Source organism: Aerosakkonema funiforme FACHB-1375 (genome assembly GCF_014696265.1).
Lineage (GTDB): Bacteria > Cyanobacteriota > Cyanobacteriia > Cyanobacteriales > Aerosakkonemataceae > Aerosakkonema > Aerosakkonema funiforme_A.
In genome coordinates this window covers 1-22359 of sequence record NZ_JACJPW010000056.1, presented here as the reverse complement: position 1 = coordinate 22359, position 22359 = coordinate 1, and the positions used below count along the sequence as shown (strand labels likewise).

At 43.4% G+C, this 22359-nt stretch carries 14 protein-coding genes; 6 read left to right on the top strand and 8 right to left on the bottom strand.

What is annotated here, in order from left to right; genetic code table 11:
• Positions 1-16: 16 nt before the first annotated feature.
• The 3 genes from H6G03_RS21050 to H6G03_RS21040 form a co-directional block, all read right to left on the bottom strand.
• The gene (locus tag H6G03_RS21050) at positions 17-562 is read right to left on the bottom strand and encodes a P-loop NTPase family protein (protein WP_190467883.1); all 546 of its coding nucleotides are present in this window, start codon (positions 560-562) and stop codon (positions 17-19) included.
• Between the two features lie 179 nt (positions 563-741).
• A complete protein-coding gene (locus H6G03_RS21045; protein WP_190467879.1) occupies positions 742-3009 on the bottom strand; it encodes a carotenoid oxygenase family protein in 2268 nt (755 codons plus the stop codon).
• Positions 3010-3352: 343 nt separating this feature from the next.
• Entirely contained in the window at positions 3353-4762 is a 1410-nt protein-coding gene (locus tag H6G03_RS21040) for an LCP family protein (protein WP_322111948.1), read from the bottom strand.
• A gap of 328 nt (positions 4763-5090) precedes the next feature.
• Between H6G03_RS21040 and H6G03_RS21035 the strand changes: the two genes are divergently transcribed.
• Together H6G03_RS21035 and H6G03_RS21030 are read left to right on the top strand one after the other, a co-directional pair.
• On the top strand, positions 5091-6152 hold the full coding sequence (locus tag H6G03_RS21035; protein WP_190467876.1) for a mannose-1-phosphate guanylyltransferase: 1062 nt from the start codon (positions 5091-5093) through the stop codon (positions 6150-6152).
• 245 nt (positions 6153-6397) lie between these two features.
• A complete protein-coding gene (locus tag H6G03_RS21030; RefSeq protein ID WP_190467871.1) occupies positions 6398-8062 on the top strand; it encodes an ABC1 kinase family protein in 1665 nt (554 codons plus the stop codon).
• 5 nt (positions 8063-8067) lie between these two features.
• On the opposite strand, the gene H6G03_RS38920 is transcribed toward H6G03_RS21030, so the two are convergent.
• A complete protein-coding gene (locus H6G03_RS38920; protein WP_255512262.1) occupies positions 8068-8196 on the bottom strand; it encodes a hypothetical protein in 129 nt (42 codons plus the stop codon).
• 49 nt (positions 8197-8245) lie between these two features.
• On the opposite strand from H6G03_RS38920, the gene H6G03_RS21025 reads away from it, so the two are divergent.
• Together H6G03_RS21025 and H6G03_RS39315 are read left to right on the top strand one after the other, a co-directional pair.
• A complete protein-coding gene (locus H6G03_RS21025; RefSeq protein WP_190467868.1) occupies positions 8246-8494 on the top strand; it encodes a type II toxin-antitoxin system TacA family antitoxin in 249 nt (82 codons plus the stop codon).
• Between the two features lie 6 nt (positions 8495-8500).
• Positions 8501-9040, top strand: coding sequence for a GNAT family N-acetyltransferase (locus tag H6G03_RS39315; protein ID WP_322111947.1), 540 nt, complete (start codon positions 8501-8503; stop codon positions 9038-9040).
• Between the two features lie 67 nt (positions 9041-9107).
• Here the strand turns inward: H6G03_RS39315 and H6G03_RS21015 are convergent, their stop codons facing one another.
• Entirely contained in the window at positions 9108-12800 is a 3693-nt protein-coding gene (locus tag H6G03_RS21015; protein ID WP_190467865.1) for an NACHT C-terminal alpha/beta 1 domain-containing protein, read from the bottom strand.
• Positions 12801-13127: 327 nt separating this feature from the next.
• Between H6G03_RS21015 and H6G03_RS21010 the strand changes: the two genes are divergently transcribed.
• Both H6G03_RS21010 and H6G03_RS21005 read left to right on the top strand, forming a co-directional pair.
• Positions 13128-13673: a PDDEXK family nuclease gene (locus tag H6G03_RS21010; RefSeq protein WP_190467861.1), complete on the top strand. Its 546-nt coding sequence runs from the start codon at positions 13128-13130 to the stop codon at positions 13671-13673.
• Positions 13674-13689: 16 nt separating this feature from the next.
• On the top strand, positions 13690-13842 hold the full coding sequence (locus H6G03_RS21005) for a hypothetical protein (protein ID WP_190467858.1): 153 nt from the start codon (positions 13690-13692) through the stop codon (positions 13840-13842).
• Here the strand turns inward: H6G03_RS21005 and H6G03_RS21000 are convergent.
• The 3 genes from H6G03_RS21000 to cobJ form a co-directional block, all read right to left on the bottom strand.
• The gene (locus H6G03_RS21000) at positions 13826-17311 is read right to left on the bottom strand and encodes a PAS domain S-box protein (RefSeq protein ID WP_190467854.1); all 3486 of its coding nucleotides are present in this window, start codon (positions 17309-17311) and stop codon (positions 13826-13828) included. The genes H6G03_RS21005 and H6G03_RS21000 overlap by 17 nt on opposite strands.
• Positions 17312-17695: 384 nt before the next feature.
• Complete coding sequence (locus H6G03_RS20995) at positions 17696-20173, bottom strand: ATP-binding protein (protein WP_199315400.1); 2478 nt, start codon at positions 20171-20173, stop codon at positions 17696-17698.
• Between the two features lie 103 nt (positions 20174-20276).
• Positions 20277-22277 (bottom strand): precorrin-3B C(17)-methyltransferase, encoded by a 2001-nt coding sequence (gene cobJ, locus H6G03_RS20990; protein WP_242060441.1) that lies wholly within the window; start codon positions 22275-22277, stop codon positions 20277-20279.
• Positions 22278-22359: the final 82 nt, after the last annotated feature.

Here is a 22359-nt window from a genome sequence, read left to right as displayed (position 1 = left end):
TGTATTGAATATATACTTACGCTGATGCACCATCTTTAAAGTTAATCTGATTTTCAATTAATTCAAAAAATTGTGAAATATCTTTAGTAGATCGAATGTGATAAATACTTTTGGTAGTTTCAACCTCCTTGATATACTCCCGATATTTTGGAGTCAAATATTTGTGACATAACCAAAGCACGCGGTAGCTATTAAGCGAACTCTTTAATAGTGGACTTTTGGACGGCCAGCCTTCTGGCGGTTTAAAAAAACCTGTCATCAGTCGTTTATTTACCCACCAGAAATGCACATATAACGGCAGATCGAGATAAACCAAAGTATCCGCCTCGTCAAGCCTTAGCCAAAGGGTTTCCTTGCAACCAAACCCGTCAATAATCCATCGGTCACTCATTAAAATTTGCTGATGGGCGTGCAAATATTCTTCACGGGGAACCTCAATTCCCCCCGATTGATATTGAATCTTGTCCAAGATGTGAAGTGGCAAACCAGTGATTTCTGATAATCTCTTGCTCAGAGTTGATTTACCACCTCCAGTATTGCCAAACACCGCTACTTTTTTCATCGCTACTGTCCTTTGAGTGCTTTATGATTCCGGCTGCGCCGGAATTGATATAAGTCTTATTATTTTTGAGTTCGTTATTATATTATGTCCGGTTGCATAGGTAGTAGTGGAAGTTTCACGTAATTGCACAAACCGGGTTTATAGGAGAAACCCGGTTTGCGATCTACAGTAGCAATTTCCTAAGATGGAATCCAGATAGAGTGGAAACCGTAAGGAACGCGCTGAGGCATGATTACTCGCGCTGTCGGTTCACCTGTAAAGTTTCGCGCATCGATAACTACTAATTCAGACTGTTTGGTGGTGTCATCCCAAACAAAAGTAAGCAACCAACCGTCGTCTTCAGCATTACCGCCAGGGAGAGGTGCAAAGGTACTATCACCGCCAAAGCGTCCTTTCCCAAATTCATGAACTTGTGAGGAACCTGTTTCTAAATCGTACTTGATCAAAGCGTCGAAAAGGGGTTTAGGCTTTGCGTAAAGTGCGACTCGCGAAGCGTAAACGTAACGTGTCCGCCGACCGGTCAGTCGATCGTTTATGCCAGGAAAGTCTGAGGGAACATTATCGATAATTTCTTCTTTCACCGCGCCAGTTGTCAAATTAATTCGCCAGCGGCACATTTTTAAGGTTTCGAGATCGAAGTTTAACACTTCGCCGTTCTGGTTGTAGTTAGGAACGAAGAAGTTGCAGTAATCCATGCGGTTGGCTATGAGTATAACTTCGCTGTCTTCTTCGTAAGCATTAGCAACGTGGAAGATGGCACAATTAGGAATGGTAAACCAGCGAATTGACTCGTTGTTGCCGTGACGAGGTAAGATACCGATACGGCTTTTGCGATCGCGATCGAACTCAATGGGTATCTCACCCGCAGCCGATCGCATTGGCTTGAACTTGAGCGGCATATCTAGGAAAATGGTGTAGTGTTCCGTGATGGCAAAATCGGGCATCATCACCGGTTCTGGTAAATCGATCGGCACTGTTTGCACAAGTTCCCCGTCTGCTGAAACGATGCTGTACTCTAAGTATGGGGGCGCGATCGGTGAAGTACTGTAAAACATCATTTCACCAGTTGCCGGATCGACTTTTGGGCGGGCGCACATAGCAGAAGTAAGTTTGCCACCAAAATTATGTCTGCCAAGCGTTTCTAACTCTGGTAAGCTCATCAAATGTGGTGCGCCCACTTCCCAAAGAGTCAGTAATTTGCCTGCGTGCCACGCACAGGACATATTGGCAGGATTTTTCATCATTAAGCCGTAGGGTGCATCAAAGCGAGGCAGGTTGAGTAAACCAGGCCAAATTGCCTGTTTTTGAGTTTCTTCCAATACAAATCCGTCTGTGCGAATATAGCGATTGCGGTAGCTAGCTTTGCCGTTGACAATCCGTACTCCGTGGAGCATTCCATCTCCATCAAACCAATGGTAAAGTCCTACTGGGGGAAATTGTGGGTTAGGGCCGTTACGGAGAAACATCCCGGAAAGATACCAGGGTAGTTCGCCGATAATTGCCAAGTTTTCGATACTTATTTCTTCTTTGATGGGAGCAAAGTTGTCTGTCAAATAAAGTTTTGTAGGATCTTTTGCGATTGCTGGGGTATTTGCGATCGCACTGAAGCGGCTGAGGATTCCTTGGGGGACTCCAGCATAATAACCAGAAACCTTGGTGGCGCGATCGCTAGGCGATATCTGCTGTGTATGTGCTAAGTTTTCCAGGAATTTATGATCTAGAAAAATGCTCATAAAACGCCGCTCAAGAGCTTTTTGGCGAGTTTCTGGTGGTGCTGAATCTAGGGTATCTATTGCTTGTAGGTGTTGTTTTTCCGGTTGATTTAAGCCACCCTCTATGTAAATTAGAGAGTTGAGACTTTCATACAATTCGTGAAAAATTTTATCATCTGGGGAATTACCCAAATAAGCTTGTAACCAACTATAAAATTCTTCAGTCTGTACTGGTTTTTGTGCGGATAATAAAATTTTAATTTCCGGATCGTTAGCCAGCCCTTTTTCCTTCGCCAACCCTTTTAAAAATGCTAGTTCTCCCGGTTCGAGGACTCCATCTATCCAAGCAAAACCGATGAGAATTTTTAATAATTGCTTTCCAATTCCTGAAGAGTCTACTTCGCGTACAAGTAAGACGACTTTGGGAATAGCTACCTCAAAATGCTCGTTTTCCGTGGCATCAGAACGAATTTCTTTTTCTGTGCTATACAATACTTTGGAACTATCTGGCGTTTTGACAACGATAAATAAATCGGGATTGCCTTCAAAATGTTCAAATCTGCCTTTAAAATCGGCTTCATTGTAAGTGATTTCAAATCCGCCATCGCTATTTGTGAGCGCTTTTCCTAATTCATCATTTTTGAGAAAATCTTTATCAAATGCTTCGACAATTAGGTCAGGAATTCCTAAACCGCTTTCAGCTTCGTAAACACGGCCAGTAATTGTGAATGACATTACCAAACTCCCGCTCGAAGTAACAATATCCCAAACAATTGCCATCAAACCGATATCCCACGGAACAACCCCTGTGTTTCAGACATCCCGGCCCGTTGCGATCGAAGGTACCGAGCTATCCTGCGTGTATTTTACCGCTAAGAAGGGTTCGAGGCGTTAAGGGTAAAAATCCCTATTTGCTGTTGCTCACATTAATCGTATTCTAGAAGTACTTTGGCAAGTTATGAGAGATTGCAAAAAATATTCATAAATAGCGATATATCTTTTTTGCCAATAAAATGATAAAACGGTGATGCACATATCCAGAACACGGCATCACCGCTTTAGCAAAAGGAAATTTGATTTAATAGTTAGCCACAGAATCAGGCCAATCTTTGCCGACGCGCAGCGTTAAGTCGGATTCTAGATCGCCGATAGATGCGGCTTCAATATTACCCAAACCCAAAGCACTTTTAAGGTTTTCTGCTGCTTTTATATCGCCTTGTTGCACAATAATTTGTGTACGGCGCTCCTCTTGCGGCCAATCTTTTACCAGGTAGATATTGCGGAAGCCAAGATTTTTTAAATACTCGGCAACGCGATCGCTGAGAGCGGGCTGACCGGAAGCATTTTGGATAGCGATGCGAATAGAATTGTCTGAAGGTTTAGCATCAGAGGCAATATCTTTTGAGTTGATGCCAAAATAATCGTGCATAATGCGATCGCGCCCAGCTTTATCCATAATCCAGTAGCTAGCAGCGTACTCTTTTGGCCCGCTGAAACGACCGGGCAACATGACCATTTTGATATCGGCGCGATCGAGCTTCAGCCCGAAATTTGCCAACGCTAACATTTCTTCCAAACTAATATTAGTGTCAACGTATCTTTGCATCACCCGCACGATCCCTGGCAAACGAGGTAATATAGTTGGACTGCTCAGACGTTCTCGCAAAGCTTTCAGCAATACCTGCTGTCTCTGCACCCTGCCGATATCGCCTTTGCGATCGTTGCGGAAACGGGCAAATTGTTCGGCTTGTTCGCCGTTGAGAACTTGCCATCCTTGTTCCAAATCGATTTTCAAACGTTGAGTTTCGTCCACATATTGCATTTTTTGAGGAACAAAAACTTCCACACCGCCCACTAAATCTACCAATTCCCGAAAAGCATCGGTAGTAACGCGAACGTAGCGATCGATCTCCACATCGTTAAGCACACCCCTGACAATGTTTGCCGCCAAAGCTGGGCCACCATCCACATTTGCCTGGTTGATTTTTTTGATACTCAATTGGGGAGTGTCTACGCGGGTATCTCGTGGAATCGATAGCATTTTGACAGAATAGTCTTTGGGGTCTATCCTTACCAGCAACATCGTGTCGCTGCGACCGTTCATGCGCGTAGGGGAGTCTTCCTCTGCATCGGGAACGCGATCGAGTCCCATCACTAAAATATTAATCGGTCGCGACAAACGATACACAAAGGCATTGCGCCACAAATCGTGCAGCGACCAAGCTTGCGGCTGAAACATTTGCTGCGATAGGGGTACAAGCAAAGCGACTGTTGCCCCGACGGTGGCAGAAACGGTTGTTGTCCCGACTAAAGCCAAACTCCAAAACAACCATTTCGCCATTGGCGGGCGTTTAAACGTATGCAGCAAACGACTCTTTAAACTGACTAGCTGTGCAAAAAGTAGCCTAGAAGACTCCTGAGATTTCTCAGAAAAATTAGAAGGTTGAGATTCTGACCCATTTCCAACAGGTTCTACTCCGTCTAACACTCGTCACACTCCTACCACACCTAAAAATCCACAACTTTGGTGTGTCATTACTCACACACAAGTCAACGAGATTATAGCTTGACCGGAAAGAACGTAGAAAAGTCAAAAAAAAGGGATTGGGGATTAGGGGCTAGGGGAAAGGGCAAGAGGAAAGAGAGAAAAGATTAATTCTCTCCTTTTTCCCTTTTCCCTTTCCCCTCTCCCTCTTCCCTCTTTCCTTGCCCCTAACCCCTAATCCCTAGCCCCTAGCCCCTAGAAAAAAGGCGTCGGGGTAAGCCAAATCGGGATAAACTTTGTACGATAGGGCGAGGTAGCGTAAAAACAAGCGATGACTAGCTCTTTGATTCCTGTTATCCTTGCTGGTGGTAAAGGCGAACGCTTCTGGCCTCTCAGCCGCAAGCATCGACCCAAGCAGTTTTTAAGTCTGGACGGTAGCGGCAAAAGTCTGCTGCAAGCAACGTCCGATCGCCTTTTGGCATTTTCTGGTGTCTGGGAGAAGTTGTGGGTCTGTACGAGCAGTCAACTAGCTGACGGTGTGCGATCGCAATTACCCCTTTTGCCAGTTGACAATTTGCTGGTAGAACCGGAAGGACGCGATACTGCACCGGCGGTAGCTTGGACAACGCTGGAAATTGCACGGCGCTACGGCGACAATGCTGTGGTGGGATTTTTCCCCGCTGACCACTGGATCGCTGATGAGTCGGCTTTTCAGGAAACTATTAATGCAGCGACTCAATTAGCGGCTGAAAAAGAAGCGATCGTCACTTTGGGGATTAAACCCAATTATCCCTCTACCGGTTACGGCTATATTGAACAAGGGGAACAGGTAGGCACGTTTGGGGAATTACCCGCTTACCGGGTGAGTCGCTTTACAGAAAAACCCGATCGCGAAACGGCAGAAACATTTCTCTCGACGGGTCGTTTCAGTTGGAATAGCGGGATGTTTGTGTTTCGCGCTGGGGTTGTCCTCCAGGAACTCCGCACCCACGCGCCGGAAATCATCTATCCTTTGGCAGAAAAAAGTGTAATTGCTTATCCGCAATTGCCGAAGAAGAGTATCGATTACGCTTTGATGGAGAAAACAAATCTGGCGTATGTGTTACCGGCGTCTTTCGGCTGGGATGATTTGGGCGATTGGAATGCGATCGAACGTTTGCTCAAAGGCGATAAGCTGAATGTGGAGTTAGCTACTCATGTAGGATTGGATACAAAGGGGTCAATTATCTACGCCAATGGGGAGGATGAGACGATCGTTACTATTGGGTTGGAGGATGTGGTGATCGTGCGCGATCGCAATGTTACCCTGATCGTGAAAAAAGACCGCACCCAGGAGATTAAGCAGGTTCTCAAAAAACTGCAAGACGATCCAAAGTTCACAGATCTACTCTAGGGGTTAGGGGTTAGGGGCTAGGGAGAAGAAAAGTTTCCCTAATCATTAAAACTCTTGGCAGATGCAAGAGTATTGGTTTTCAGCTACAACTTAAGTGTGGCTAATTTTTTCGGTTCCTAATATCCAGCCGCAAAAAATCTGTAGCCCAAATAACACTTATCAATATTCGTCATTAGTTAGCAGTCATTATAAAATTTTGACTTTTGACTTTTGACTTTTGACTTTTGACTTTTGACTTACCAACTATGTTTTTAACTCAAAGCGTTTCTCGTCAGCGCGATATCATCGAAGTTGTCCTCCGCAATGGGTGGGACTATATGCGACGGCTGCTTACTGGTGGTAAAGCCGATGAGCCGCAGTTGCCGCCGCCAGCAGTTCTCCGTAAAATATTGGTAGAATTAGGCCCTGTTTATGTAAAATTGGGACAGTTGCTCAGCACTCGTCCCGACCTTTTGCCATCATCTTATATAGAAGAATTATCGACTCTGCAAGACGATGTACCGCCAGTACCTTGGGTAGAGATCGAAACTGTACTGCGTCAAGAGTTGCGCCAGCCTTTAGAAGAAGTCTTTACTTCGATCAATCCTAGAGCAGTTGCTGCCGGTTCGATCGCGCAAACTCATAAAGCCACTTTAGCAGATGGACGCGATGTCGCATTGAAAGTTCAGCGTCCTGGAATTGATGTCGTTGTCGAACAAGACATCAATTTAATCCGGTTTGTCGCCGAATTAGTCGATCGCACCGACTTCGGTCAAACCTACGATTTCAAAGGTTTAGCGGAAGAATTCACCAATGCGTTGCAGGATGAATTAGATTTTACCAAAGAAGCGAGCTACACAGATCAACTGCGGCGCAATATGTCTGTGAGTCGCTGGTTTGACCCCAAACAATTGGTAGTTCCGCAAGTTCACTGGGATGTAACTACGCAAAGGTTACTCGTTTTAGAATGGATGGATGGAGTGCCGCTTTTATCGGCAACTTTCACAAATGAGGAAAATGGGAATAACGGTAAACAAGTTTCTCCGGCAGAAAAAAGACGGCAGGTGACAAGACTTTTATTCCGCGCTTTTATCCAACAACTATATATAGATGGATTTTTTCACGCCGACCCCCATCCCGGCAATATATTTTATCTGAAAGATGGCCGAGTTGCTTTGCTGGATTGCGGTTTGATGGGGAGGTTAGACCCGCGCAGCCAGCAAATTTTGACGGAGATGCTGTTAGCGATCGTCGATATGGACGCCCAGCGTTGCAGTCAGTTAACTTTGCAATTAGCGGAAGCAGCGAAATCGACTAATTTGGCTAAGTTGGAAAACGATTATGACCGAATGTTGCGGAAGTATTATAACAGAAATTTGTCGGAAATCAACTTCAGTAAAGTGTTTTATGAAGTGCTGCAAGTTGCCCGCGATAATAAGATAAGATTGCCCAGCAATATGGGTTTATATGCGAAAGCGATCGCCAACTTAGAAGGTGCGGGACGGATATTTGACCCAGAGGTGAATCTGCTAGACGAAGTTAAACCTTTGCTGACAGATTTGTTCCGCAGGCAATTGTTAGGAGATAACCCCCTGCAAACATTGTTGAGAACAGCTTTGGATCTCAAGAGTTTGTCGCTGGAATCTCCCCGCCAAGTCGAATTGCTGTTAGACAGAATCACCACCGAAACATTAAAGTGGAATATCACGATAAAAGACCTGGATTTGATGCGTCGCAGTTTAGATGATTCCGCAAATAGGCTATCGTTTAGCATTTTAGTAGGTTCGCTGATTATGGGTGCGGCGATTATTTCTACGAACGCGCAGACAAGTCAGCTATCTTTTTTGAGTACGGGGTTATTTGCAGCTGCGAGTTTCTTGGGGTTGTGGTTGATTATTAGTATTATGAGGTCTTGGCGGAAGCGGTTTTAACTAAATTAGCTCACTTCTACGATCGGACAAATATCATATCCGGTGAGCGATCGCCAACATCTAGAAAGGTGATAAAATAGAGCAGTCATGCTAGAGAGCCTTTCTATGGTAGTAGCGATCGGTGAGATAGTCATAGTTTAAATAGGATATAATTACTATGTAACTAAATTACCAAAAAACACAATGTTATCACTTGTTAAAACTCCAGGTAGTACGGTAATAAAACTGAATTGGTATGCTTATTTATTTCTGCTGGAAGAATTCATTGCAGAAGCAGATGCTATTATAAACGGGCCAGCAGCTTTTGGTAATCCAATTTTGCAAGTGTCAGAAAGTGATTGGGAAATGGTAATAAATACGATGTTAAATCCACCGGAACCTTCAGAGGGTTTAATTGCTTTAGTGAAAGAGTGTCGTGCGTCTAAAGAGTAAACAATTGTGAGTTGGGTTATCTCTCCAATAGATGCTATAGGGCGTAGTGCTAGTAGTCTTAGAAAAGACCGTTTTAATTCTGGGAACGCAGAACTAGATCGTTATTTAAAACAATATGCGCTGAAAAACGACCTAAACGGAATAAGCAAAACTTTTGTAGCTTTTTCATCTGAAAATACTCAGATCGTAGCTGGCTATTATTCCTGCTGTGCAGGTGCGATCGCTAGTGAACAATTACCCGCACAACTGAGGGAAAATTTACCCAGATATCCCATGCCAGTTATCCTAATTGGTAAACTAGCTGTAGATTTATCAATGCAAGGAAGAGGTTTAGGAAAGCATCTGTTATTCCATGCTTTAGAAAAGGCAGTTAACATATCTCAACTGATCGGTATTTTTGCCGTTAGAGTTGATGCCATAGATGAAGAAGCTAAGAGATTTTACAAAAAGTTTGGTTTTCAGGAATTGCCGAATATTCCCCTGTCTCTTTATCTGACTATGGAGACATTTAAACAAGCACTTAATATTGATATAGAAGACAAATAGAGTAGCTAAAGAAGAAATAGGTATAAGATGGGAAAAAGCGCGATCGCACTTTTCCCAAAATTTCTTTTCAACTTTCTAAAACATCTCGTCTCAGCCACTTTAAAACCGCATCGATGAGATCTGGATCGTTGGGAGAAATAAGTTTTACATTTTCACAGCGTTGAGTGGTTATGATTGCGATCGCACCTCCAAACGTACTCAGCGCAGTTAGGCAAGTTTCGCTGAATTCGCGATCGGCTTTCGAGTTGTAGAATAGTAAAGCAACTCGTTTTTCTAAGTTTTTCAAACGTAGCCGCCAGTATTTTTTAAGCTGCTGCATTGTGCTTGGTTCTTCCTGCTGTTCTGGACAACCTTGTTCTACCATTTCGATGTATATATCAGTGGCAGGGTTATTTTGGTCGCTAAATTGGCTACCATCAATGCAAATTAGTTGTACTGCTTGATTTAGTTCTTCATCTTCAGCAATGGCAGAACGAAGAATTGAAGGAAGTTGGGTAAAGTTGAGGCGTTGAGTAGTGGAGGAGTTACCAACTGGGATGTTATCGGGTGCTTCTGGATGTGTGCAGGGTGGTAAATTATGCCAAGCGCGATAAAAGTCTGGATAACTCATGTTTTGAGCGCAATGCCAGATGACGTAGTAGGCATCCTCAAACAACGGAGCAGGATTTTTCAAATATTCAGGTTTTAAGTAACCCTTTAACGCTGTTACCACTTTTGGGAAATACTTCTGTGACTTGATTTTCCACAAGCAGTTAAAGGTATCGAGAAGAGTGCCTTCATCCTTGGTAATGTTAACCACTTCAAGTAGGAATGATATCGCAGTCTCATTACAAGGGTCTATTTTTACTAAACTACTAACCCCTTTGATAAAAGTGTCTATATCATCAGTTGTCTGGATTAAGTTGACTAAAAAGTTAATCGCTGTGGAATTTCCAGGGTCAACTAACCCTAAGTTATAAGCAGTTGATAGACGAGTGAGGTCATATTCAGGATTTTCAAGCATCTGCATAAGAGCGGCGATCGCTGTTTGATTACCTTTGCCTATTTTCCCCAAGATTGAAGCTGCTTTGCAACGGATATTCTCATTATTTGTAGCCTGGATTAGCTCTACTAGCGTTATAATTGCTGTTTGATTATCTCTGTCTATTTCTCCTAATCTTTCAGCTGCTTGCATACGTAAATACTCAGATGGAGTAGTTTCGAGCAACTTCACTAAGGCATTAATAGCGGCGGGATAGTCCTTTAGCTTCTGCCAGTCAAACAGCATTAAGAAAAAAGATACAGACGGACAGAGATAATCGCAAGGTGACATAAGTAATACACCATTTGTAATCTTGTTTAATCGCTCATTATTAGCACCATGTTGATTTCGAGTGAATGCGCTATCTTCTGCTGGGAATGTTTTGACTAGCTCGATTAAAGAAAGTATTGCGGTCTGATTATTAGGATCTACTTCCGCCAAGATATAAGCTGCTTCCCAGTATAATTCTTTATCTTCATAGTTTTGAATAATTTGGACTAAAACCTCAAGTGCAGTTCTGCTACCTGGATTAATTTTTGCTAAGCACAAAGCAGCTATTGTTCGACTTTGTTCACAATGATGATTTTGAATAACCTGTTCTAATGAGTTAATAATAATTTGATTACTTTTGCCAATTCGCGCCAAAACATCGGCAGCTTGTTGGCTGAAAGGTATACCAGCCTTAATTAACTGGATTAAAGCATTAATTGCAATTTGATTGCTAGAGTCTATTTCCAATAGGCTATAAGCAGCTTCTAAACGGTGAAATTCATCCTTATCATTGGTACGATCGAGCCATTCGCGTAAAGCAGAGATTACTCTCTCCTTTTCAATTTCTTTCATTACTTCCCTGGCTGCATCTCTAATAGGAAAAGGAGCCCTAACGTTCCAATAGACAATTTCCCTTACAATTTGATCTGCCAAAGTATGCTCGGAAAACTCTGCAATTGCTGATGATGCAAGAAAATATGCTCGATAATAATAAAAAGAATAAAAAGAGCCACATCCATCCTCAAAGTCTACCAAATTATTGATAATCTTCTCTTTTTGCTGTTTCATTTGTTCCTCTGGTCGCCCTAACCAAAGCAAAATCACCTCTTTCCACTGTCGCTCAAAAATGCGGTATACGCAATCTTTATTGTTATGTTTCTTAAATGGGTTAGGATTTTCGTTGTCGTGGTTAAGGAAGAAGTGCCAATCATCGATCGCCAAAGCAGCAAAATATTCCTGAAACGTCGGATGAAAGAAAGCATAAACAGGTTCATCCGTTCTAGCTTCCCGATCGACCAAATTCAGCCAACCCAATTCCCAAGCTAATTTAAAAAGTCGATCGCCCATTTCTTTTTGGATTAAATTTTCTGGTAAACGAAATCGAGCATCGCCATCCAATCCTGCTATAGATAATCGACCGAGAGCTTGATGTAATTCTTCTTTTAATCCTGGTTGAGTTGTCAAATCAACACTAGACTGTGTTGGTTTCCACTCATAGAAATAGCGGACAAACAGTTCGTAAAGAGCAGCTTTTGTTTCAGGAAGTTCGGCTTGCTTATCTTTATGGAAAACTTGGCACAGCAAAGCTAACCTTAACGGATTTTCTACCAATTGGCGAATGCGATCGCGCTGCGGTTCATTCAGCTTTTGACGCAAAATTTTACCTAACTCTGGTTTTCCAGCAAATCCAAACCATTGCTTGATAAATAGTCGGATATCTGCGAGTTCAAAATGCTGGGTTTTGTAGGTATCAAAACCGCTGAGACGATTGTTGAGATTAGCATCCCAAACATTAGTGCGACAAGTTAACACAACCCGCACGTTTCCTAACCAATTAGTAAGCTGATTTTGGATACTCTCAAGTGCTTTTGCTGGCGAAATTTCTCCCATCTCATCAACGCCATCCAACAATAGCCAAACCCCTCCTTGGCGCAACCTTTTCTGTAGAGAATTATGATGAAATGTCTCTACATCAATGTCAGGATAAGTTAGTGCGATCGCTTCCGGTAGCCATTCCTCAAGAATGTAGTCTTTGAGTTTCTTTCCTTGCAAGCTTCCCAGCGAAATGCAGATAGGTAAATCTTCAGTATTTTTTTGGATGTGAGTTGCGATCGCATCTAACAAAGTTGTCTTACCTGCACCCGGTTCACCAACAATTGCAATATGCTTATTTTTGTCAGCAGATTTCTGTCCAATTACACCATTTAGGAATTCATCATGCTTGTAAGTTCGGATGATAACTTCTTTCTCTAATTGATGTACCTCTTCCATTGGCAAAATTCCACTGCGGCGCTGCTGCTGTTTGCGTTCCACCAATCCAAGGGGTACATATACCCTAACCTCAAATCCTTGTTCGGTTGCTCTCCGTCTGAATCTCAGTTCCTCTTGTTGTTCTTGAAGCATTTCTTGACAAACTAATTGCCAATTGATCGTAAAGTTTAGGTTTGGATCTTTGGTATTAGGCTGCAATTTCAAATCATGTTCAGCAATAAACTCCAGTGGCTTAAAACCTAAAGTATTAAATATCGATATGGCATAATCCCTATCTATTGGAATCCCTCTAAGCAAGCGTTTGACTGTGCTAAAACTTACATGAGCTTGAGGTGCAAGATATTCTGGCGTCCAGCAGGTTTTTCCTCTTTTATTATCTTGACTGTCAGATTTCTTCAGTTCAGCCATCCGTAAGCGAACTTTATCCCGACCTGCTTCATCGATCCAAACGCTGCGAGATTTCTGTACTTGACTCATTGCTAATAACCAACACCTTGAAAAGTACCCTGAGATTTTGCACCAGTTGCTCTGACCCGACGGGGAATCAATTCCCCGTCTAATAGCGAAAGTCGTCTAAAGACGACTGAGTAAGAAATTCAGTCCACTTAAGTGGACTTTCGCTATGACGCTGGGGTTTGAACCCCAGGCGGGCTTTCAGCACAGGTGCAAGATCTAAAACCAGCATAATCACCGCCAACCTACTTGACCAGTTCAGAACGGTTCACTTTATTCTGAACCGTTTTGCTCTGGTGAAGCAGAGGTCGATCTCGATAGTCTCAAATTATCGAGTTCAAACTTAATGAAATGACTTACTCCCTCTCTTACAACCACTCAGACGACTTCAACTTCAATAGCGATGATGACTCGCTGCAAACCTTCCCTCACTTCCAAAGCGGCGAAATCGCGAACGAATTGGAAATGGTAATCATGGATATCCTGGAAATGGTATTAGGCGATCGCTTCCGTTACTGTCCCCAAGTCCCATTAGAAGCGATCTGTTCTCGTCCGGAAACCTTCTACCGTCTTCCCGATGACCTCTGGAAATTCTGGGTCAGTTCCAGAGTGGATATCGCTGCGATCGAACGAGGCTATCGTGCTACCCGCAAAGCCAAGTTAGTTGTCGAGTGTCAATCTCAGTACCACGATTCGCTAGATGCACAGGTGCGCGATCGCAAAAAAGCTGGATTACTCGCCTCTGTCGGTGTTCCCCTCGTTTACGTGCGTCGAGTTGATGAGGATCGAAGGTTCTATCGGTTTTACACTCCCAACAATCGAGAAGAAGTGATTTACAACCTGATTACCCAACAAGGAAGAAATGAATTAGAAACTTTTTTACAGAGGTTATTGTGATGAGTTAACAACTGCTATGGCGATCGCTCTCCGAATTCCGGAAATTGTGCGATCGCTTCCTCTCCTTTCAGCTATCATTACCAGAGGTAGTTGCTTGTACCAAACCCTTGATTCTAAAGACTTCTTCCCCGACGCCCGACGCCCTAGCTATACTATCTTTGCTGACTAACCGGAATCTCTATAACAAACTCCGCACCTTCTCCCGGTGCTGAATTACACGTTAATTGACCGCTATGTTTGTTGATAATCTGGTAGCTAATTGACATTCCCAAACCTGTGCCAGAACCTACTGGTTTGGTTGTAAAAAATGGATCGAAAACTCTTTGCTGTACTTCTTCTGTCATCCCTGGCCCATTGTCAGCAATCCGAATAATGGCTCGCTCGCTGTCTTTAAGTTCTGTAGTAATCTTAATCGATCTATCTTCATTAATTGATGGCTGTTCTAAAGCATCGATCGCATTATTTAATATATTCATAAATACCTGATTTAATTGTCCGGCATAGCACTGAATTTTGGGTAATTCACCGTAATTTTTGATAACTTGAATCTCTGGAATATTTGCTTTTGCTTTCAAGCGACTTTGCAAAATCAACAATGTGCTATCCAGACCTTCATGAATATCAACAGCCTTCATTTCCGCTTCGTCCAATCGGGAGAAGTTCCGCAAGGATAAGACAATCTGCCGGATGCGATCGGCACCCATTTTCATCGAACCAAGGATTTTGGGTAAGTCTTCCTTAATAAAATCTAAGTCAATTTCTTCTCCTTGTTCTTGAATTTCTTTCACAGGATTGGGATAGAATTTTCGGTACAGTTCCAGCAAGTCGATCAAATCTGCGACGTATTGTTTGGCAGGGGTAATATTGCCGTAGATGAAGTTAACGGGATTGTTAATTTCGTGCGCGACACCAGCAACCATTTGTCCCAAACTGGACATTTTTTCGCTTTGCACCAATTGAGCTTGAGTTTGTTGCAATTCGTACAGAGTTTGTTCTAGTTTGGTGGCTTGCTCTTGCGCTTTCACAGCAGCTGTGCGAGTTTGTTTGTAGAGTTCCGCTTGGTCGATCGCGATCGCCAATTGATCTGCAACTGCTTGCAGCAGATCCACTTCCTCATCTCGCCAAGGTCGAGAACCGCTAGAATGACTGCAACTAACCAAACCAATTTCGCCGGATGTTGTATGTATCGGCAATGCCAATAAAGCCGTGTAGCCGACGCTGAAAAAGAACCTTCGTTCTATCGGATCGGTCAAATTCCTGACGCTATCGATCCGAGTTATTTCCTTATTAAAAGTTTTGGTTGTCAATGGCCCCAGTGCCATAACATGAATCTTGCGCTCTAATAAAGTAGGAAATGCTAAATTCCTGGCTTCCTGAACAACTTCCCAAATTCCCTCTTTTTCTTCTTCTGGCACAGACATCTTCTGCGTGGGGTCAGTAGGTCGATACCAAAGGAACAGACAGCGATCGATCTGCAACAAATCGCGAATTTCTGTAACTGCTGTTTCCAGAATAATATTAATATCCAAAGAACTGCGAATCTGACTGGCAAGTCGATTCAGTAGCGCTTCTCTAGTAGCTAATTCTCTAAATTTTGCTTCGCTTCGCACCAGGTCTTCTTCAGTTCGCTTGCGATCGGTAATGTCGAAGCGAATCGCTAAGAATTGAGAAGCTTTTCCTCTTTCACCCAGTAAGGGAACAATGGTAGTTTTTACCCAATAAAAGCTACCATCTTTCGCTTTATTTTTGATATCTCCTTTCCAAATTTTACCGCTTTTAATGGTTGACCATAATTCCTGAAAAAATTCTTTGGAATGATAGCCAGAGTTGATAATTTTGTGATCTTGGCCAATCAGTTCTTCTTGAGAATATTGAGACAGAGCGCAGAATTTATCGTTAACGTAGGTGATTTTTCCTTGGCGGTTAGTGATAGCAACAATAGCGGCTCGATCCAAAGCTAATTTGAGGTCGGACAATTCCTTGAGAGATTTTTTGAGTTCCGACTCGGCTTCTTTGCGATCGTTGATATCTTGAATGGCTGCAATTACATATTTCGGCTCTCCAGAGAACGATCGTACAAGCGAAACGGTAAGATTTACCCAAACAATCCTGTCAAGCCGAGTAAGGTAACGCTTCTCCATCGAGTAAGTAGAAATTTCACCCGCCAATAGCGATCGAAACTGTGTCAAATTCGCCATCACGTCATCTGGGTGAGTAATATCCTCGAACGAGAGCTTCAGTAATTGCTCTTCAGTGTAACTGATAATATCGCAAAACCTTTTATTGACTTTAATAAATTGACCGTTTAATCCGAAATGCCCGATGCCGATCTCTGCCTGCTCGAATGTAGCGCGGAATTGCTCTTCGCTCTCCCGCAGTACCTCCTCGATCCGTTTGCGTTCGGTAATATCAGTCGCGATCGCACAAATTCCATAAGGTTTATCGCTACTGTTATAGAGAGGAAACTTAACGGAAATATAAGTATGCAGACCGTCATCTTGAGGCACAACTTCTTCATTTTCGATCGCAGTTCCAGCCGCGAGTACCCTCAAATCGTTCTCGCGCAATTTATCGGCTATTTCGCGAGGATAAATATCGTAGCAAGTTTTACCTTTAATTCCTTCTCGGTCAACGTGAAAAAGAGTTTCAAAGCGACGGTTGATCAGAGTATACCGACTTTCAGTATCCTTAACAAAGATAACTGCTGGGGAATTATCTATAATTCCCATCAGCTGCTTTTGGCTTTGCCGTAGCGCTTGTTCGGCTCGAACTTTGTCGCTAATATCAATGAATAAACCGATGCTGCCAGCCACAACGCCATTGCTATCGAAAAAGGGTGCTGTCCAAAGGCTGATATCAACTAACGAACCGTCTTTTCTTTGTCTGCGTAATTCCAAAGCAGTTTGTGGCTTGCCTTGAAATTCAGCCTCAAGAATGAGTGCAAATTCTTCACGTAGACCTGCTGGAATAATCGGGATAAATTTGTCTAAAACTTCAGTTTTGCTCCAACCAAAAAGCTTCTCTGCTGCTGGGTTCCATACGGTCACTTTTCCTTGCATATTGATAGTAGTAATAGCCAAGGGTGAAGCTTCGATCAGCGTTTGCAATGTTTGATTGGCAGTTCGCAGTTTTTCAATAGCCTCCTTTCCCTCTGTAATATTTTCTATATAATCGGAATATTTGTGCGTTTCATCTTGACTGGCTTTGGCAGCTTTGGCGCGGTCTTCGTTTTCTGTTAAGCTTGGCAAGGCCAGCGTGTTGCTAACGATCGGCTTCAGTCGGTACAATGTATAAAATAATACTAAAACAGTAAAAAATTTCAGCAAACCCGATAACCAGTAAATATAATTCAAACTTATCTTAGCGGCAACGCTGTGCCAGTACGTCCACACTTCTATCAAATGCGTTGTGCCAGAAAACACGATCGCCACGGCAAACACAATAAATGCGCCTGCATAGGGCAAATCCCGTCGTCTTTGCTGAAATAGAGCGAGCGCGATCGCAATCGCATAATGTATGAGGCCAATTAAGGTATCCGATGCCATATGTAGCGACGCCAAACCGGGCGGACAAATGTAGCGATCGTCACATAAAATAGATGGCTCTACGCCGAAAAAGCTTTGCAAAAACGGTTGCATCGATTCTCCTGGATATTATTACTTGCCACAGTTGCCTGTGACTTTTATAAATTTCTATGCTAATTAAAAAATTCTGTTATTTTTTATTTAATAAATATTGATTAAAATATTATAAATTTATCTTAAAGTTAAATTTAATCATATATTAATAGCTGGTGGAAATTACAACTGTATTTATGCTGAAATTTACCAATTGTTGCCAGTAGTAGTTTTAGGGCTAAAGTCGTCATAATTACCTACTGATTTAACGATCTCTTTTTTCTTTAGATACTCAAATTAAGACCGCTCTAGAGATTGAGTCCGGTAAAATGGCTTGACAGAAATAAGTAAGTATGATATAGACCGGAAAATCCTCTCCATCAGCCTCAACTACACGCACGGATGTTATTTTTGAATTGGAATTTGAATCACAAACTCAGTCCCCTGTCCTGGTGCTGAGATGCAGGTCAATTGACCGCCGTGCTTTTCCACAACAATTTGGTAACCGATCGACATTCCCAAACCCGTACCGGAACCCACAGGTTTAGTAGTAAAAAACGGATCGAAAACCCTTTGCCTTACCTCTTCAGTCATACCAGGGCCATTATCGCCAATGCGAATTATTACTTGATTACTATTGCTAACTTCTGTAGTAATCCAAATAGTAGGTTGCTTTGTTTGAGAAGGTCGTAAAGCGGATTTTTCCCTTCCAACTAAAGCACAACTAGAACCCTCTTGAAGAGCATCAATTGCATTGAGAATAATATTCATAAACACTTGGTTAAGCTGTCCGGCATAGCACACCACTAGAGGTAATTTGGCATACTGTTTGATAACCTGAATAGCTGGATAAACTATTTGCCCTTTTTCCTTGACTCCCACCTGGGAACCCAAGCGGTTTTGTAGCAACAGCAAAGTGCTATCAATTCCCTCGTGGATATCTACCGCTTTCATATCGGCTTCATCTAGCCGCGAGAAATTCCGCAAAGTAAGGACAATCTGACGGATGCGATCGGCTCCTATTTTCAGCGAAGACAAAGTTTTTGGTAGGTCTTCTTTGACAAAATCAATGTCAATTGCCTCCAACTCGCTTTCAATTTCCGGCGCAGGATGGGGGTAATATTTCTCGTAGAGTCGCACCACAGAAAGTAAATCGGAAGTATATTGATTGACATGACTGATATTGCCATAAATAAAATTAACGGGATTGTTAATTTCGTGAGCGACCCCAGCCACGAGCTGTCCCAAACTAGACATTTTTTCGCTTTGCACGAGTTGTGCTTGTGCGTGTTTGAGTTCTCGCACAGTTTGTTCTAACTGCTGTGCTTGAGCTTGGGCAACAGCAGCAGCAGTGCGGCTTTGTTTATAAAGAGCTGCTTGATCGATCGCGATCGCAATTTGATCGGCAACAGCTTGCAGCAACTCCACTTCGCTATCTCGCCAAGGTCGATAACAGCTAACGTGAGCGCAACTAACTACACCAATTTCACCGGATTGAGTGTGTATCGGCAATGCCAACAAAGCCGTATAACCTACACTAAAAAAGAACCTTCGCTCCAAAGGATCGGTTAAATCTCTGGCATTATCTACGCGAGTTATTTGCTTATCAAAAGCTCTTTCTGTTAACAAACTAACTGCCGTAACAGGAACCTTATAACCGATCAAACTAGGAAAAGCCAAATTCCTGGCTTCTTGTACAAACTCCCAAAACCCCCCTCTGTCTCCTACAACGCCTACCTCAGAGGAGAAAGCAGAGGAATCGGGTCGATACCAAACAAAGATACAGCGATCGATTTGCAGTAAATCGCGAATCTCTTGCACAGCAGTTTGCAATATAATGTTTAGGTCTAGAGAACTGCGAATTTGATTGGCAAGACGGTTGAGCAATGCTTCCCTAGTTGCTATTTCTTGTAACCGCTCTTGACTTTGGCGCAGTGCCGCTTCTGCTTCCACACGATAGGCAATTTCACTTTGCAATTGCTCGATCGCATAAGTTAATTGCGCTGTACGTTTCTCAACACGATTTTCCAGTTCTTCTTTCGCTTGTTGCAGCGCTGACTCTGCTTGTCGGCGTTCTGTAATATCTTCAAACATACCCAGAATGCCTACCACATTTCCTTCCGCATCGTGGAGGGGAATTTTATGAGTATCCAACCAAGATTGCTTGCCATTAGCTTGCTGTATAGTTTCGATGATGTGATACTCTGGCGTATTCGTCTGCATCACTCTGCGATCGCACTCTCGGAAAAACTCTGTTTCTTCTGGCTTCCACGGTAAGTCGTAATCTGTTAAACCGACGATATCTTCTGGATTTGCCAAACCAGCCATTCGTGCAAAGCTATGATTGCAACCTAAATAAACTAAGTTTTTATCTTTCCAAAATACAGTTTGAGGAATATTGTCCATCACCAATTGGAGCATTTGTTGCGACGAACGCAACCGTTCTTCCATATGCTTGCGGACGAATATTTCTGCTTCTAACTTGTAGTTAGCTGCTTCTATTTCTGCTGTACTTGGCAATGCTAATGCTTTGGGAATTAGAGGTAGCATTAGCACTGCTGTGTATATCGATATTATGGCAGTAAAGGCTTTGACAAAACCGGATAACCAATAAATTGGATACCACAGCGTCAATATTTCCATAATGTGAGTATTTCCGCCAGAAACGCTCAAAGCCCCAAATAAGAGAAATATCCAATAAAATGGTAAGTCTTGTCGCTTCTGTACAAAGTAAAATAGAGCGATGGTAATAGAGTAATAAGCTAGAGCAATTAGAGAATCTGATGCTACATGGAGTAACACCAAATCTAGTTTCCAAAAGTTACAATTTACCTGTGGAATAAACGAACTTGGAGCAAAAAAGCTTTCCAAAAAGTCCAGCATAGATTCTCCTATGTTTGGTTATCGGTCATCGGTCATCGGTCATCAGCCTTGGTGAAGAAGAAATCATCACAAATGAAAATAACTTTTGACTAATGACCGATCGCTAATGGCGATCGACTTCGCCTACTTTGTAACCGCGTGGCGTGATTATCCATTCGGCGTGAGTGCGGGTATTCGAGTTGCCGACGATAACAGTTGTCAGCATATCGATGTTGCTTTCCAGCATTTTGTCGAGTGTAGTAATAGTAATCTGCTCGGAATGACGATAGGCATCTTTGACAAGCGCAACTGGGGTATTGGGATCGCGATATTGCAAGAAGATTGACTGAGCGATCGCAATTTGCTCGGTGCGCGTGCGCGATCGCGGATTGTACAAAGCCGTGACAAAATCCGCCATCGCCGCCGCTTGCAATCGTTTCTCAATTACTTCCCAAGGTGTGAGCAAATCGCTCAAACTAATTGCACAGAAGTCGTGCATCAAAGGCGCACCCACACGAGAGGCAGCTGCTTGCAGCGCCGTAATCCCTGGAAACACTTGCACCCCTGGCGTTTTGCCATCCCAGCCTTGCGCTTGCAATTCTTCCAGCACCAATCCAGCCATAGCGTAAATACCGCAATCTCCAGAAGAGACAACTGCCACAGATAATCCCCAATTGGCAAGTTCGATCGCTCTTTGCGCTCTTTGCACTTCCTGAGTAATCGGTAAAGCTTCCACAATTTGACCCGGACGCAACAGCGGCGAAATCAAGTCAATGTAGAGCGAGTAACCAATTACAGCGTCAGCTTGTGCAACGGCTGTTTGAGCTGCTGGCGTCATTTGGTTTAATTGTCCTGGCCCAGTGCCAACAAGCAACAATTTTCCGGTACGTCCGGTGTATTCTTGTTCTGCTTGTGCAACCGCTACAGTACAAGCCCCAGCTTGTCCTTCCAAGCGGAAAACTTGTTTGGCAACCAGCAGAGTTTCACTTCCCGCCGCGCACAGAGCAGCAGCCTCAGCTACACTGGGAGTGCCGACTTCCGCTTCGACAACGGCTGAGGGATTGGGGACAGTGAAACTACGTAACACTTGGGCGGGGAAAATACGTAAAGGCCAATTCCGATCAAAATACAGTTCCCTTAACCCAAGTTCATCTGCTTTTAGGTCGATTGTGGCAATACCTGCGATCGCACCAAGCGCTAAATGATTGGCCCGAAAAACCTGTTCGATCGCTGTTTCGATTAATTCTTTCGATGTTCCTCTTTCACAACCTATCCCTACCCACAATACTCTGGGATGCCACTGCACTTTCGGTAAATCCGACTCAGGGGAAAATCTCCGTTGCGTCAAACTTATCCAAATCCTCGCTTTCGGACTGATTCCCCCGCTCCCCCGCTCTCCCGCTCCCCCGCTCCTCTGTTCCTCCGTTCCTTCAAAATCAAAGGGATGTCCTTCGGGAAGATGCAATTGCCATAAAGTCGAACCGACTTCCTGAAAAACTTGTACTGATTCGCCTCTAGCAATCACACCAGCTACTTTGTTCCAATCACCTTCGCCTTTATGCCAACCGAAAGGAACTCCCAAAATATCGATACCCGGTAATCCCAATGCTGCTGATGCACCTGTGACGATCGGTGTAGCAGAAAGTTGGAGTGCTACTGCATTTGCCAGTTTATCAGCACCGCCTTGATGTCCGCTACATAAACTGATGACAAATTTACCCGCCTCATCAACAACTACCACCGCCGGGTCGCGAGATTTATCCTCCAGCAGAGGTGCAATTAATCGCACAACCGCACCAGTCGCCAAACAGAAAATCAAACCTTGATTTTCCTGCCATATATTAGATAGATGTTCTTTCAGCGAACCACTATAAACTTTTCTTGTGGGGTGGGCATCTCCTGTTGTGGGGTGGGCATCTCCTGTTGTGGGGTGGGCATCTCCTGTTGTGGGGTGGGCATCTTGCCCGCCTCCCAAAGATTCTGGCACCCAGAGAATTGCACCGATTGCCTGAGTTAGCGGCAAAAGGAGTTTAGCTGCGGTGGGGGTGGTAGCGATCGCAGCTAGCGGCTGATATTCTTCAAAAAGTAACTTACTCAAGGCAGAACCATCAATATAATTTACCAACTTGCATAGAGTAGCTTATGCAAGAAATAACATGATATAATTTTTATTCATATTCAGGCTAGGTGTAAAAATATGAGTGCTT

Excerpts from the sequence above, each read along its gene's own strand:
- H6G03_RS21050 (WP_190467883.1), bottom strand. The coding sequence starts at position 562 with ATGAAAAAAGTAGCGGTGTTTGGCAATACTGGAGGTGGTAAATCAACT.
- H6G03_RS21045 (WP_190467879.1), bottom strand. The coding sequence starts at position 3,009 with ATGTCATTCACAATTACTGGCCGTGTTTACGAAGCTGAAAGCGGTTTA.
- H6G03_RS21035 (WP_190467876.1), top strand. The coding sequence starts at position 5,091 with ATGACTAGCTCTTTGATTCCTGTTATCCTTGCTGGTGGTAAAGGCGAA.
- H6G03_RS21030 (WP_190467871.1), top strand. The coding sequence starts at position 6,398 with ATGTTTTTAACTCAAAGCGTTTCTCGTCAGCGCGATATCATCGAAGTT.
- H6G03_RS38920 (WP_255512262.1), bottom strand. The coding sequence starts at position 8,196 with ATGACTATCTCACCGATCGCTACTACCATAGAAAGGCTCTCTAGCATG.
- H6G03_RS21025 (WP_190467868.1), top strand. The coding sequence starts at position 8,246 with ATGTTATCACTTGTTAAAACTCCAGGTAGTACGGTAATAAAACTGAAT.
- H6G03_RS21015 (WP_190467865.1), bottom strand. The coding sequence starts at position 12,800 with ATGAGTCAAGTACAGAAATCTCGCAGCGTTTGGATCGATGAAGCAGGT.
- H6G03_RS21010 (WP_190467861.1), top strand. The coding sequence starts at position 13,128 with ATGACTTACTCCCTCTCTTACAACCACTCAGACGACTTCAACTTCAAT.
- H6G03_RS21005 (WP_190467858.1), top strand. The coding sequence starts at position 13,690 with ATGGCGATCGCTCTCCGAATTCCGGAAATTGTGCGATCGCTTCCTCTC.
- H6G03_RS21000 (WP_190467854.1), bottom strand. The coding sequence starts at position 17,311 with ATGCAACCGTTTTTGCAAAGCTTTTTCGGCGTAGAGCCATCTATTTTA.
- H6G03_RS20995 (WP_199315400.1), bottom strand. The coding sequence starts at position 20,173 with ATGCTGGACTTTTTGGAAAGCTTTTTTGCTCCAAGTTCGTTTATTCCA.